At 63.7% G+C, this 14,679-nt stretch carries 4 protein-coding genes; 2 read left to right on the top strand and 2 right to left on the bottom strand.

What is annotated here, in order from left to right; all coding sequences use genetic code 11:
* Nucleotides 1-70 precede the first annotated feature (70 nt).
* The gene (locus tag IVB41_RS14820) at nt 71-1,270 is read left to right on the top strand and encodes an ABC transporter substrate-binding protein (protein WP_027570084.1); all 1,200 of its coding nucleotides are present in this window, start codon (nt 71-73) and stop codon (nt 1,268-1,270) included.
* A gap of 185 nt (nt 1,271-1,455) precedes the next feature.
* Here IVB41_RS14820 and IVB41_RS14815 read toward each other — a convergent pair whose 3' ends face one another.
* Together IVB41_RS14815 and IVB41_RS14810 are read right to left on the bottom strand one after the other, a co-directional pair.
* Nucleotides 1,456-2,580 carry a lysozyme inhibitor LprI family protein gene (locus tag IVB41_RS14815; protein ID WP_247432188.1) on the bottom strand — a complete coding sequence of 375 codons (1,125 nt, stop codon included), beginning with the start codon at nt 2,578-2,580 and terminating at the stop codon, nt 1,456-1,458.
* Nucleotides 2,581-2,796: 216 nt separating this feature from the next.
* The gene (locus tag IVB41_RS14810; RefSeq protein WP_247432185.1) at nt 2,797-3,528 is read right to left on the bottom strand and encodes a transglutaminase-like cysteine peptidase; all 732 of its coding nucleotides are present in this window, start codon (nt 3,526-3,528) and stop codon (nt 2,797-2,799) included.
* A 665-nt stretch (nt 3,529-4,193) separates the two neighbouring features.
* On the opposite strand from IVB41_RS14810, the gene IVB41_RS14805 reads away from it, so the two are divergent.
* Nucleotides 4,194-14,621 carry a VCBS domain-containing protein gene (locus IVB41_RS14805; protein ID WP_247432182.1) on the top strand — a complete coding sequence of 3,476 codons (10,428 nt, stop codon included), beginning with the start codon at nt 4,194-4,196 and terminating at the stop codon, nt 14,619-14,621.
* The last annotated feature ends 58 nt before the right edge of the window (nt 14,622-14,679 follow it).

The following is a 14,679-nucleotide window of genomic DNA, read 5'->3' as shown; positions in this document are numbered from 1 at the left end:
TTTGAATAACAGCGAAGGAGTGATGGCCCCACCCTTCGCATCATAAGGGCCCCAAGGAGAGGAGACGTCAATGTCGAGATCGTTGAGAACGTTCGGCTTTGCGGCAGGCGCGGTGGTGCTCACCTGTTTGCCTGCCGCGGCGCAGACCAAGGTCACCAATGAAGGCATCTCGGCCTCCGAGATCGTCATCGGCACCCATCAGGATCTGTCGGGGCCGATCAAGGTCTGGGGCGTGCCGGTCTCCAACGGCATGAAGATGGCGGTCGAGGAAATCAACGCGGCCGGCGGCATCAATGGCCGCAAGATCAGGATGATCCTCGAGGACAACGGCTACGATCCGAAGAAGGGCGTGCTGGCGTCCCAGAAGATGGTCGAGCGCGACAAGATATTTGCAATGATCGGCTCGATGGGATCGGCGCCGACGCTCGCCGCGCAGGACATCCTGTTCGATGCCGGCGTGCTCCAGCTCTTCCCGCTGACCGCCGCCGAGTTCACCTTCAAATTCGACCCGGCCAAGCCGCAGGAGCGGCTGAAGTTCAACAACCTCTTGCCCTATGTCGAGAGCACACGCGCCGCGCTGAAATACATGGTGGAGTGGAAGAACTTCCAGAAGCCCTGCATCATGCATCAGGATGACGAGTATGGAAAGAACGTGCTCGACGGCTTCACCCAGCAATTGACGGCCATGAAGCTGCAGCCGGCGTCGGTGACGAGCTACAAGCGCGGCGCCTCCGATTTCAGCGCGCAGATCGCCAAGATGAAGTCCGACGGCTGCGACCTCGTCGTGCTCGGCACCGTGATCCGCGAGACCATCGGCGCGATGACGGAGGCGAAGAAGCTCGGCTGGGACGTCACCTTCCTGGGGGCGACGCCGACCAACGTGCTGGAAGTGCCGGCACTCGGCAAGGACGCCGTCGAGGGCCTCTATGCGGCGAGCGGCTTCGAGATCCCCTACGAGGACACCGCCAAGGGCAAGGTCCACGACTGGCTCATCAACTACAAGAAGATGTTCAACACCGATGCCAACACCCAGGCGATCATCGGCTACAATGCGGTGACGACGTTTGCGTTCTACGCCAACAAGGCGGGCAAGGATCTGACCGGCCAGAAGATGCTGGACGCGCTGGAATCGGGCGACAAATTCCTCGACATCTTCAACTCGCCGCCGACCAAATTCTCCAAGACCGACCACCTCGCCAACACCATCACCCAGGTGCAGCAGGTCAAGGGCGGCCGCTGGGTTCTGGTGAAGGACAATCTGATGTTTTGATTTCTTCGCCTCTCCCCGCATGCGGGGAGAGGCCGGAATTTACGCAGCAAATTCCAGGTGAGGGGGCTCTCCGCGCGTCCAACTGTCACCGGATTCGCTGAAGCAGCCCCTCACCCCAACCCTCTCAGCGCGAGCGAAGCTCGTCGCGACCCCGTAAGAACCGGGAGAGGGAGAGCACACAGCCCCTACGATCCCCCACCCGCGGTGCCTGAATTCACCGGGGCCAGTTCGTCTTCCCGGCAGCGCCAGCCGTCGGCGGCTTTGACAAACGCAAAAGTGCGCTGGATCCGCAGGCGGCGTGTGACGTTGAAGGCGTCTGCGGAGCGCTCCTTGTTGCCGACGCCAGGCTGCGGACGACCCGTTGTGGCGTTCCAGCAGGTGCCAGTGCACGTCGTGGCGATCTTGCTGCAGGTGGCGAAGGGGGCCAGCACGGCCATCTCGATTTCGCCCGTGACCTGCGCCTCCTGCTCGCCCACCTGGCTGTCGAGCGCGTAGACGCGGTTGATGCGGAGGAAGTTGCCGCAGGAATTGGCCGCGTGGATTCGCGCGGCGCAGAAATCGATGGCATCGGTGTCGGGCGCGCGGGCTGCGACCTGCTGGCCAAACACCTTCTTCGGATCGCCTTTCGCCGCGCCAATCTCGTCGGCCTTGTGCTTCAGATAGCCGGCGAGACAGTCCTCCGCGGACTCGAGCTCCCCGAGCGGCACGTTCTCCTTGCCGACCAGATTGCATTTGCGATCGCGCTCCCGCGTCCACCGGCCATATTCGGCGAAGGCAAAGCGGGCCGCGGTCGGATCGAGCTTGCCGATCAGGCCGAGAACCTGGCTGTTCAGCTCGGTCTCGGCAAGCGCCAGCGAAGGGTCCGCGCAGATCAGCGCGCCCGCGGCGGTGTTGGCGGCGAGACAGTCGAAATCCGGATCGCGTACGATCGCGGCGCGCTCATCGGTCACCTTGAGAAGACATGCCTTCACCCGGTCGAAATCGTCGGTGCGGATCGCGGTCTGGCCGACGATGCCGCAACCGAGGTTGCGCTGGCGAACCCAGATCGCGTTCTCCTCGATCCCAGGCAGGCGATCGGGCAGGCGGGCAAGCCGCGCCTCGATTCCGGTACTCAGCTTCTCGGCGGCGGCGGCAAGCTCGGCATCACCGCAGAACAATTGATTGCCGGGATCTCGGATCTGCTGGCAGTTGTTCCTGGCGAACAGCGGCAGCCTGTCGGCGACGGAGCGGGCGGACGGGCTGGATTGCGCGAAGCCTGGAGCCGCCGGCAAGGCCAGCAGCGCAAGCACAGTCAGCACGATGAACCGCATTCCAGTCGCCCCCGCATAGCCGCGGCCATGCTAGCGTCCTGGATCGCGCTGTGGAATGGGTTTGTGGGTAAGCGTACTTTGTGCTGGTAGCCCGGATGGAGCGCAGCGCAATCCGGGATTCGTGCGACAGGCGGCAGCGGCCCCGGATTTCGCGGAGCCCGTCGTCGGGCGGCGCTGTGCGCCGACCCGGCGGCTCCACCCCGGCCTATAAGAAAATCAACGCGCCTCGGCGGCGACCATCGAGAACCGCACGGGTTCGTCGACATATTTCAGCACGGCCGACTGGTAGAGGACGAACAACGGCTGATAGCTCCGCGCAGCGTCGTCCTCGACCATTGCCATGCGGCGGTTGTCGAGCATCAGCCAGTGGCCGTCGAGCCGTGCAGCGGCAACCGCATGCTCTTCGCCGGCGCGGATGTCGCGCACGACGACGATGCGGAGATCTTCGGCGGCGACGCCCGCGAGCTTAAGGGCGGCGAGCTTGGCAATGGCATAGTCCTCGCAGTCCCCAGCGCCACGCGCGAAAGTCGCGAGCGGCGAGCTCCAGACGTCCTCAGAACCGTCATCGGCGGCACGGATGGCGAGGTTGATGGCGCGATTAGTTTCGCCCAGCAGAGCGCGGCCGTCACGGCTGCGGGCCTGGTCGACGATGGCGAGCAGTTTCAGCGCAGCGGGCGACGCGCAATTGTCCCGGTCGCCGTCGCACAGCGCGAGCTGCACCATGTCATCGTCGAGCCTGGAGCTCAGCGCGAGCCATTTCTGTTGCAGACTGCCGGCCGAGATGGCGAAGGCGAACACGCCGAACGGCTCGGCGGATTTGCGCACGAGGACACCGGCTCCCGGCGACAGTAGCGTTCCAGCGCGAAGCTCGGCGGCCGATCCGAGCAGGATCAATCCGCACAACACAACGATTGCGCGCCAAGCGCGCGAGCGAGCAGCGGTCTCCATTTGACATCCCCTTCCGGCTTCGCCAGGTCCCCCTCGACCTGCACGTGCCGGGCTTTGTTGCTTTCGCGGAGATAGTGCGAGGCGGCCGGTTTTGTTCTGCTTAACGCGCCCGGCTGGGGTCCCAAAACCGGGCAACAGGCTGAAACGGGCCTGCTCAAATTGCGTAAAATTTTACGATTCGCCGGCTAGGAGGGCGGCAGTTGCCGCGAAGAAGGACCAATTGCAGGCACAAGTTGTCGTGGAACTAATTCTGCGCCTTATGGCTAACGGCTCGCTATTTCACGGCTTCTGTTAATTGGATCACAGATTTGGCCCCGTATTTGCCGCAGGGTGCTGCGGGGATCCACGAACAAAAGATGACAGAAGTATCTATTGTAGGATTTCTACAATAGAATACATGGGGTTACTGGAAATGAGCGAAAATAAGCGCTACTTTACTTATGAGTATTTCAAAAATTACTTTGGCTTCTCTGCGGGCGCCCAGCCGCCTGAGAGCATCGACCGCTTGGTGATGCCAAATCACACAAGCAATAGGTGGTTTCACTAAGGACTTGGTAATGATATGCAAGTTTAGGCGAGCGATACTTACTTAGATTTTAACTCCTTTTTTGGTGCCCGGATTGAATTACGCTGGCAAATTTGACGCCGCGATTTCCTTGGACGGCTTGGGTTCCCGATCGCCCGCCGATGGCCACGTCGATTCCTTTACCGCCAAGGCGCACGGTCACGTGCCTGATGGCGCGTTCGTCGTTCCCGACCCGAACCTGATCTTCAACGGCGATTTCAAGCGCGCCGGCCTCGACCTCGTGCTGTCCCATGATGGGCACGATTTCGTCGTTCACGATTATTTCAGGGGCGACAAGCGCGCGGCGATCGCCTCGCCCGACGGCGCGCACCTCACTGGCGACGTCGTCAACGCACTCACCGGCCATGTGCAATATGCGCAGGCCGCCTCCGGAATTGCCGCCGCGCAGGTTATCGGCCACGTCACCAAGCTCTCCGGCAGCGCGACCGCGGTCCGTAACGGCGTCTCCGTCATCTTGAACAACGGCGACAACGTCGAGAAGGGCGACGTGGTCTCGACCGGTGGCGACTCGACGCTCGGCATCACGTTCATCGACGGCACGGTGTTCGGCCTGTCCTCCAATGCGCGGATGGTGCTGAACGAGATGGTCTACGACCCCAACGGGTCGAACAATTCCTCGCTGCTCAGTCTGGTCGCGGGCACCATCACCTTCGTTGCCGGCGAGACCGCCAAGCACGGCGACATGAAGGTCGACACGCCGGTCGCCACCATGGGCATCCGTGGCACGGCGGTGCTGAGCCAGATCAACTTCGTCGTTCCCGCCGGCGGCGGCGATCCGCAGCCGCAGGCGAGCTTCCAGGTGCTGGTCGAGCCGAACGGCACGACGGGCTCCTACATCCTGTTCGACAAGGTCACGCTGCTGCCGATCGCGACGGTCAACCAGGCCGGCCAGATGATCCAGATCAGCGGCGGCAACGTCTCGATCTCCAATGCGCTGATGTCGCCGGACATCCAGAAGCTGATCACGGACGTGTTCACGCTGAAGTTCACGGACAACAACAGCAACACCAAGCTGACCCAGAACTTCACCGACTCGATCACGCAGACCGGCAACGTTGTCTTCATCAAGACGGATACCGGTGCCACCGCGACCGCGACCTTCACGCATCTCCCTGAGCCGACATCGCAGGGGCCCGGCCATGATCCGGCGACCAGCACCCGCATTCCCGGCCCGCCCCTTGCGCGCAGCCTCGATCTCAATGGCAATGTGCAGAAGGCGTTCCCGCTGACCGAGCGCGCGGACACGACCGGCGACACAACCCATTACGATACCATCTCCGGCCTGATCACCTTCGACGACCAGAACCTGGGCGACCGGCCGACTGTGAGCATGAGCGTCGCCGACGCGCCCAACTACGTCTACAAGGACGCCGGGCTGCACGATGTCACCGGATCGCTCACCGCGCTCCAGAAGCAGGACATTGCTGCGACGCTGATCAACATCGACGTGGTCGCCAATGGCGGCAACACCAACCACGGCTCGGCGGTCTGGACCTACACGATTCCCGACCACGTCTTCGACTTTCTCGCGGCGGGTGAGACGCTGACGCTGACCTACAAGGTCCGCGTCAACAATAATTTCTCGGTCAATCCCGAAGCGTCGACCATCGACATCACCATCACGATCACCGGCACCAACGACAAGCCGGTGATCACCACCAGCGTTCCGGTCATCATCTTCGAAGGCGGCACCAGCGTGCCGGGTGGCCCGCTCACCAGCGAGGTGCCGACTTCGGGCACGCTGACCTTCAAGGATGTCGACCTCACCGACACCCACACGGTAGCGGTCAAGCTGACCAGCGCGACCCTGCCTGACGGTAGCGTTCCGCCGGGCCCGCTCGCGGCGTTCCAGAGCGCGATGTCGGTCGCGATCGCGGCGGGCGCCGACAGCAAGGGCAGCGGCACCGGCACCATCAATTGGTCGCTGGCTGACCTGCCGGTCTATCTCGCCGACTTCATCCCCAAGGGTGAAGTGCTGACGCTGGTCTACACCGTGACGCTCAAGGACGCGCAAGGCGCCACTTCGCAGCAGACCATCACCGTCACGATCACCGGCACCGACGCTCCCGCCGTGGTGTGGATCGCCACCGACCATGCCGGCGCTCCCTCCGGCGGCTTCTGGAAGGACGCGGCCAACTGGGAAACCGGCACGGTCCCCACCATCAATGACGACGTCATCGTCATCACGGATCAATTGCACGGGCTGACGCCGTCCTATCCGGTGACGATCGACGCGGCTGCCTATGCCAAGTCGATCACGATGAACGACTACGACACCACGGTCGGCCACACGGCACCGGAAGTCATCAACAAGAGTGCGTTGACGATTGCGGGCGAGGTCAGCCTCAAGGCCGATTCGAAGCTCACCAATTTCACGGCAAGCACGATCTCGGTTGGTGGCAAGGCCGAGTTCCTGGACAGAAGCGTGCTCACCAACGCCGGCGATCTGACGCTCAAGGGCGGCGGCGATTTCGCCGAGGGCACCACGATCACCAATTCCGGCACGATCGAGCTGTTCGGCGGCACGCTGAAGACGCTCGCCGGAATTAACAATGCCGGCGGCACGCTGAAGGCGGATGCCGGCACGACGCTGATCGTCGACACCGCCACCATCAGCGGCGGCACGGTCACCATCGCCGGCACGCTGGAACTCGACGGCAGCAGCGTCCTCAAGGACGGCACGCTGAACAATTCAGGAGCCGTCAACGTCAAGGGCACCGCGGATTTCGCCCATGAGACCGTCTCCAACACCTCCGGCGGCACGATCAAGGTGCTGGCGAATGGCTGGCTGACGATCGACCAGGGCTCGACGGTTGCGAATGCCGGCAACGTCACGGTCGATGCCAACGGCAAGCTGACGGTGAACGGGGCCACGATCAGCGGCACCGGTACGGCTACAGGCAACGGTGAGATCGATCTGACCGGCGCTGCGGTGCTAAGCGGCGGCATCCTGAACAACAACGCGGCCTTCAAGGTCAGCGGCTCCGGCAATGCGCTGGACCACGAGACGATCACGAATGTGACAACCGGCACGATCGAAGTGCTGGCGAACGGCGCGCTGACGATCGACCAGGGTTCGACGGTTGCGAATGCCGGCAACGTCACGGTCGATGCCAACGGCAAGCTGACGGTGAACGGGGCCACGATCAGCGGCCCCGGCACGGTGACGGTCACGGGCAACGGCGAGATTGATCTGACCGGCGCTGCGGTGCTGAGCGGCGGCATCCTGAACAACAATGCGGCCTTTAAGGTCAGCGGCACCGGCAACGCGCTGGACCATGAGACGATCACGAATGCGGCCACTGGCACGATCGAAGTGCTGGCGAACGGCGCGCTGACGATCGACCAGGGTTCAACGGTTGCGAATGCCGGCAACGTCACGGTCGATGCCAACGGCAAGCTGACGGTGAACGGGGCCACGATCAGCGGCCCCGGCACGGTGACGGTCACGGGCAACGGCGAGATTGATCTGACCGGCGCTGCGGTGCTGAGCGGCGGCATCCTGAACAACAATGCGGCCTTTAAGGTCAGCGGCACCGGCAACGCGCTGGACCATGAGACGATCACGAATGCGGCCACTGCCACGATCGAAGTGCTGGCGAACGGCGCGCTGACGATCGACCAGAGTTCAACTGTCGCCAACACCGGCAACATCACGGTCGATGCCAACGGCAAGCTGACGGTCAACGGCGCGACGATCAACGGCACCGGCACGGTCACGGGTAACGGCGAGATCGATCTGACCGGCGCTGCGGTGCTGAGTGGCGGCATCCTGAACAACAATGCAGTGTTCAAGGTCAGCGGTGCCGGCAATGCGCTCGACCACGAGACGATCACGAATTCGACCACCGGCACGATCGAAGTGCTGGCGAACGGCGCGCTGACGATCGACCAGAGTTCAACTGTCGCCAACACCGGCAACATCACGGTCGATGCCAACGGCAAGCTGACGGTCAACGGCGCGACGATCAACGGCACCGGCACGGTCACGGGTAACGGCGAGATCGATCTGACCGGCGCTGCGGTGCTGAGTGGCGGCATCCTGAACAACAATGCGGCCTTCAAGGTCAGCGGCACCGGCAACGCGCTCGACCACGAGACGGCCACGAATGCGACCACCGGCACGATCGAAGTGCTGGCGAACGGTGCGCTGGCCGTTGACCAGAGTTCAACTGTCGCCAACACCGGCAACATCACGGTCGATGCCAACGGCAAGCTGACGGTGAACGGCGCCACGATCAGCGGCACCGGCACGGTCACCGGCAACGGCGAGATCGATCTGACCGGCGCTGCGGTGCTGAGCGGCGGCATCCTGAACAACAATGCGGCCTTCAAGGTCAGCGGCACCGGCAACGCGCTGGACCATGAGACAATCACGAATGCGACGACGGGCACCATCGAGGTGCTGGCGAATGGCGCGCTGACTGTCGATCAGGGCTCGACGGTTGCGAATGCCGGCAACGTCACGGTCGATGCCAACGGCAAGCTGACGGTCAACGGCGCGACGATCAGCGGCGGTACGATCGACGGTCTCGGCACGATCGACGTCACTGGTGCCAGCAAGATCGACGGCGGCGCGACGCTGAGCACGGCCACAGTTAGCGCCAATGCCCAGTTGACGCTGGACGGCATCACGGTGTCGGGCTCGGCGATCACGGACAATGGCGGCATCGAGCTCGACAACACCGTCAAGCTCAAGGACGGCGCCAGCATCCAGGGTGGCGCGGTCGCCAATACCGGCCTGCTGGAGATCGCCGGCGCTGCGACGCTGCTCAACGACGTCGTGACCAATACCGGCACGGTGACGGTTGACGGCGGCCAGACGCTGACACTGTCCGGCACGGAGATTTCGGGCGGGGCCGTCAACGGCACCGGCACGATCGATGTCATTGGCAGCAGCAAGATCGATAAATCAGCGACGCTGAGCACCACTGCCGTGACGGTTGAGAGCGGCGTCATCCTGACGCTGGATGACGTGACAGTTGCGGGCACCGCAATCGCCAATCACGGCACGGTCAAGGTCGATGCAAGCAGCAAGCTGACATTGAACGGTGCGAGCCTGACAGGTGGCGCGCTCACCGTTTCGGGCACGCTGAATTCGACCGGCACAACTGCGATTACCGACGCCAATATCTCGAACAACTATCTGATCGAGGCAACCCTGGGCGCCTTGACGCTGCTGGCGACGACCTCCGCAAGCTCGATCGCGAATGACGGCATCCTCCGGGCCAATGGCGCCGAGCTCGACATCAACGGCGAAGCCGTCGCAAACACCGGCACGTTGGCGGCGATCAATCACGGGACACTGAAGCTGATCGGGGTGACGGTGACCGACACCGGCAGCGGTCATGTCTCGGTCGAGTCCGGCTCGATACTCGATCTCCAGGGCGCGACCATTGACGGCGGTACGGTGACGATTGCCGGTACGCTGGAATCGACCGGCACGAGCGCGATCAACAACGCCGACATCACCAACACCGGCACGATCACGGTGACCAGCGGCACGCTGACGATTGATCCCGCCATCCTCCACACCATCACCAACCACGGTCTGATCCAGGCGAATGGTGGTGAACTCGATATTTCCGGTGAGCTGATCGTCAACTCCGCCGATATCATGGCGGTCCATGGCGGCACGCTGAAGCTTGCGAGCGTCATCGTCACCAATTCCGCCGGGACGATCACGGTCGACGGTACCTCGAAGCTCTATCTGACCGACGTCTCGATCAATGGCGGCAGCCTGAGCAATGCCGGGAATCTCTACGGCGTATCCGGCTCCAATACCGTTTCGGCGATGGTCACGAACACCGGCACCATCGAGGTGCAGGCCGGCACGCTCAACCTCGCCGGCGGCCTCAGCGGTGTCGGCTCGGTGACCATCGATAACGGCGCGACACTCGAGCTCGCGGGGGCGACGGCGCAGACCATTGCCTTCGCCGGTGGCGTCGACACGCTGCAACTCGACAAGGTGGCGGGCCAGAGCTTCACCGGCACCATTACCGGTCAGTCGACAAATGCCGGCAGGTTCACGATCAAGGGCGCGGCCGATATCACGACATCGAGCGGCGATGCACTCGACTTCACCGCATCGGGCGGCACATCTGCAGCGCCCGCCGACATCGTGCTCGCGCTCACCGGTGCACTGACGGGCGCGGCCAATGGCGTCGCAATCACCCAGAACGGTACCGGCGATATCTCGTTCACGGCGACCGGCGACATCAAGGGCCTCGCCGGCCACGGCATCTGGCTGCGCGACAGCGCGACCGGCGCTGGCGATATCACTGTCAACAATCTCACCGGCAAGGCGACGGGCACCGGCGCGAATTCGGTCGGCGTTCTCGTCGAGAATTTGAACAGCGCCAGCGCCGGCGGCATTTCGATCACCCAGCTCGGCGGCGCTGTCGGCGGCGCATACGGCGTCGACGCGACCACGCAGGGCAACGGCGACATCGCCATTGACGCCGGCGGTACCATCACCGGCAGCTCCGTCTACGGTATCCGCGCGCGGAGCTATGGCAGTGGCAGCGAGACCGTCACGACCGAGGCCGGCAGCGCCGTCACGTCGGGCAGTTCTGCCATCATCGCGGTCAATCGGGCAAACTCGATCGACGCGTCGGACGGCAGCACCATCACCGTCACGACCTACGGCACGATCAATTCCGGCAGCAGCCTGAACCAGAGCGGCAACACGCCGGCGGGCATCCAGGCCGGCTACACCGGTGGCACGACCGGATCCAGCGCCAATACCAACGTCAACGGCACCGTCACCATCAGCAATCACGCCAACATCACCGCCGCGGCGGGCTATGGCATCGACGCCTACAATTACGGCAATGGCGACGTCAGGGTGACCAGCTTCGCAGGGACCACGATTTCGGTCAGCGGTACCCAAAGCGTCGGCATCAACGCCTCGGCATTGAGCGGCGGCACTGGCGACGTGACGGTCACGCTTGGCGAAAATGTTACGATCTCGGGTGCGACGAGCTACGGCATCAGGGCTTACAGCATCGCTGCGGGCGACGTCAGCGTTACCATGGCGAACGGCGACAGCATCACGTCCGGCAGCACCGGCATCGTGGCGGTCAACTACGCCACTGCGATCGCTGGCGGCCTCGGCAGCACGATCTCCGTCGAGGCCCATGGCACGATCCACTCCGGCTCGACCTCGAATAACGACGGCACCACTCCCGGCGGGATCATCGCCGGCTACAAGCCCGGCGGGACCGGCACGTTCTCGAATGCGGTCAAGGGCGACGTCACCGTCACGAGCGATGCAACGATTATCGCCGATGCGGGCTACGGCATTGAGGCGTTTACCTGGGGTGCCGGCAACCTCACGGTCACGACCGGCGCGGCCTCCTCGATTACGGCCGCCGGTACCGCGATCGGCGCCTTCGATCACGGTGGCGGCGCCGTCAGCGTCACCAATAATGGCTCCGCCATCGGTGCGGTCGGCGTGTCTGCCATCGCCAATGGCAGCGGCGACGTCACCATCGTCAATCACGGCGGTATCACCAGCACGAGCCTCGCCGGCATCAGCGTGACGCAGAACGAAGTGGGCGCGACCGGCTCGACCCATATCACCAATACCGGATCGATCGTGGCCCCGAGCGCCCATGCGGCGATCTTCATCCAGGAGAACGCGACCGGCACCGCGCAGATCGACAATTCCGCCACCGGAACGATCGGACCAGCCGTTGCCTCGACCGTGACCGCCGCGACTTACGCCATCGTCGAGACCGGCGGCCACATCACGATCAACAATGCCGGCCACATCAACGGCAATATCTCGGTCGCCAGCGCGACCTTCAACAACGAGCTGGGCGGCACCTGGACGGTCGCCGGCAGCGGCATCTTCGGCAACGCGTCGTCGATCGTGAACCACGGCGCCATCGATCTGCATGGCGCGTCGATCTCCGGGACCGGGCTGAGCGTCGAGAATTACGCGACCATCGACAGCTGGGGCACGGCGTCGATCACGGGCACCGTCGCCAATACCGGCAGCATCGAGGTCCACGCTGGGACCCTGACGCTGTTCGGCTCGCTGTCGGGCGCAGGCTCGGTCACCGTCGATGTCGGCGCGTGGCTGAAGCTCGAGGGCACGGTCACGGCCACGCAAACGATCACGCTCGACGGCGACGGCGCCCATCTTCAGATCGATGCGTCGACCTTCGGCGGCTCTATCGCGGCGCTGTCCACGAACGACACGATTGACCTGTCGACCATCAAGTACGGGCTCGGTACCAGCGCAGTCTATGTCGCCAACAGCAATCCCTCCACCGGCGGCGTGCTGACGGTGACCGATGCGGACGGCAATCACATCAGCCTGGACCTGGCCGGCGCCGACTACAGCAATGCCCATTTCGCCGGTAGTGACGACGGCACCGGCCACACGCTGATCACGATGACCGATGACCACGCGCCGGCCTTCACCGCCGGCGGCGTGCTGGCGGGGAGCGTCTCCGAGCAGGCGGACACCACCGGCGACTTCGCCACGTCCGTTACGTCGACGCCCGTGACCGGCGCGATCGACTTCACCGACATCGACTTGACCGACCTGCCGACGGCACAGATCACCGGCCAGGTCGCGACCTCGCTTGGCGCCGATCACAGCACTAATCTCACTTCGTCGCTCACGCTTGACGAGATCGCGGCGCTCAAGAGCGGACTGACGCTTCTGCCGCAGGCCGGGCTGAACAATGGCACCGTCACCTGGAGCTATTCGATCGCCGACGGCGCGCTGGATTTCCTCGGCGAGAACCAGAGCGCCAAGGTAGTCTCCACCGTCACCCTTGATGACCACCAGGGCAAGACCGGCACAACCGACGTCACGATCACGATCACCGGCAAGAACGATGCGCCCGCGATCACGGCGGAAACGAACGACCATTCCGGCTCGGATCTGCTCGAGACGAATACGGAACTGGTGAAGCACGGTACGCTGACGGTTTCGGATGCCGATGCCACCGATCACGTGACGGTCGCGGTCGATCATCTCGATATCTATCTGGACGGCGCGCTCCAGACCGACTATGTCGGCGAGCCCTCGAGTGCGACGCTGCTCAACTATCCGGCCGTGCAGCCCGGGGACATTCTCAATGGCTCCCCCACCCACGCCACGTTCACGTGGGACTTCAATTCAGGCAGCGAGACCTTCGACTTTCTTGCCGCCGGCCACACGCTGTCGCTGCAGTACACGATCACGCCCGACGACAGCCACACGCCAACCGGCATCGGCAACGGCGTCCTCACTTTCAACATCGCCGGCAGCAACGATGCACCGACTCTGGGTGACGCGACGCTGGCCCCGGTCAGTGGAGATAACAGAGATCCGGCTGGCTCCGCAGTCGGCGATCTCTTTGCGGGCAAGTTCCACGACGCTGACGACGGCGCGAGCTTCCAGGCCGTCGCGGTCAGCGCAGACAACGCCAATTCGGATCAGGGAGTCTGGCAGTACGAAATCGCCGGCTCCGACCAGTGGGTCGACATTGCCGGCGTCAGCGACGCGCATGCGCTCGTGCTGAGCACCGATACGCTGGTCCGCTTTGTCCCGGCCGACGGCTTCACCGGGACGCCAGCCTCGTTGGGCGTACATGCGATCGACAACACCTACACCGGCGATGTCACGACTGACGTGTTGACGCCTGCGACGATCGATCTCACGGCGACGGGCACCGGCGGCGCCACGCCGATCTCGCACGAGCTCACCGCCATCGACACGGAAGTGACGGCGCCTCCCGCCAATGGCCCGCTGATCGACACCGAGCACTTCCAGGTCGAGCATCTCCGCGAGAACAGCAACGAGATCATCACCGATCTTCAGGTCATCGATACCGATTCAGGTGCGGCGACGGATACATTCACCGTTACGCTGTCGACCGCGCATCCCGATGTCAGCAGCACCGATCTTTCCCCGACAGCCGGCTCGCTCGACAATATCAACGCGGGCCTCGCGAACGGCGCCGGCATCACCTACGATCCGACCGGCGCCAGCACCGATGAATCCCCGCAGCCGCCCGCGACCGACCAGATCACGCTGACGGTTGCGGATTCCGCCGGCCGCTACGACAGCGTCAACTTCATCTTCAACGAGGCTGGCGACACCAGCCAGGGCATCTCGCTGCAGGGCACCAGCGGCAAGGACGTCATCTTCGCGACTGATACCAACGACACGCTGACCGGCGGCGACGCCAAGGATCAGTTCGTGTTCGCGCCGGGTGCGATCGGGTATGACGATAACGGCCATCCCGTCACTGATTTCTCGCACAGCATCACCGATTTTACCGAGGGCCTCGACAAGATCGACCTGCGGCAGTTCTCGGATATCAGCTCCATCGGCAGTCTCACGATTGCCCAGCAGCAGGGCACCGACGACACGCTGGTCACCTGGCAGCAGCAGGTAAACGCTCTGGAGGGGGCGCCGATCACCGAGCACGAGTCGCTGCTGCTGAAGAACGTGATTGCCGCCAACCTCAAGGGCAGCGATTTCATCTTCCATATCACCTGATCTCGGCCGGGCCTTGCCTGCGGCCCGCGCCCGGCTTGACCGCGGCAAAAAATCCATA

The organism is Bradyrhizobium sp. 44, assembly GCF_023073095.1.
Taxonomy (GTDB): Bacteria; Pseudomonadota; Alphaproteobacteria; order Rhizobiales; family Xanthobacteraceae; genus Bradyrhizobium.
Note: the sequence above shows the minus strand (reverse complement) of the source record. Positions and strands in the feature narration are given on the sequence as shown.

What these genes read in the sequence shown, in the direction of transcription:
- IVB41_RS14820 (WP_027570084.1), top strand. Translation starts at nt 71, where the DNA reads ATGTCGAGATCGTTGAGAACGTTCGGCTTTGCGGCAGGCGCGGTGGTG.
- IVB41_RS14815 (WP_247432188.1), bottom strand. Translation starts at nt 2,580, where the DNA reads ATGCGGTTCATCGTGCTGACTGTGCTTGCGCTGCTGGCCTTGCCGGCG.
- IVB41_RS14810 (WP_247432185.1), bottom strand. Translation starts at nt 3,528, where the DNA reads ATGGAGACCGCTGCTCGCTCGCGCGCTTGGCGCGCAATCGTTGTGTTG.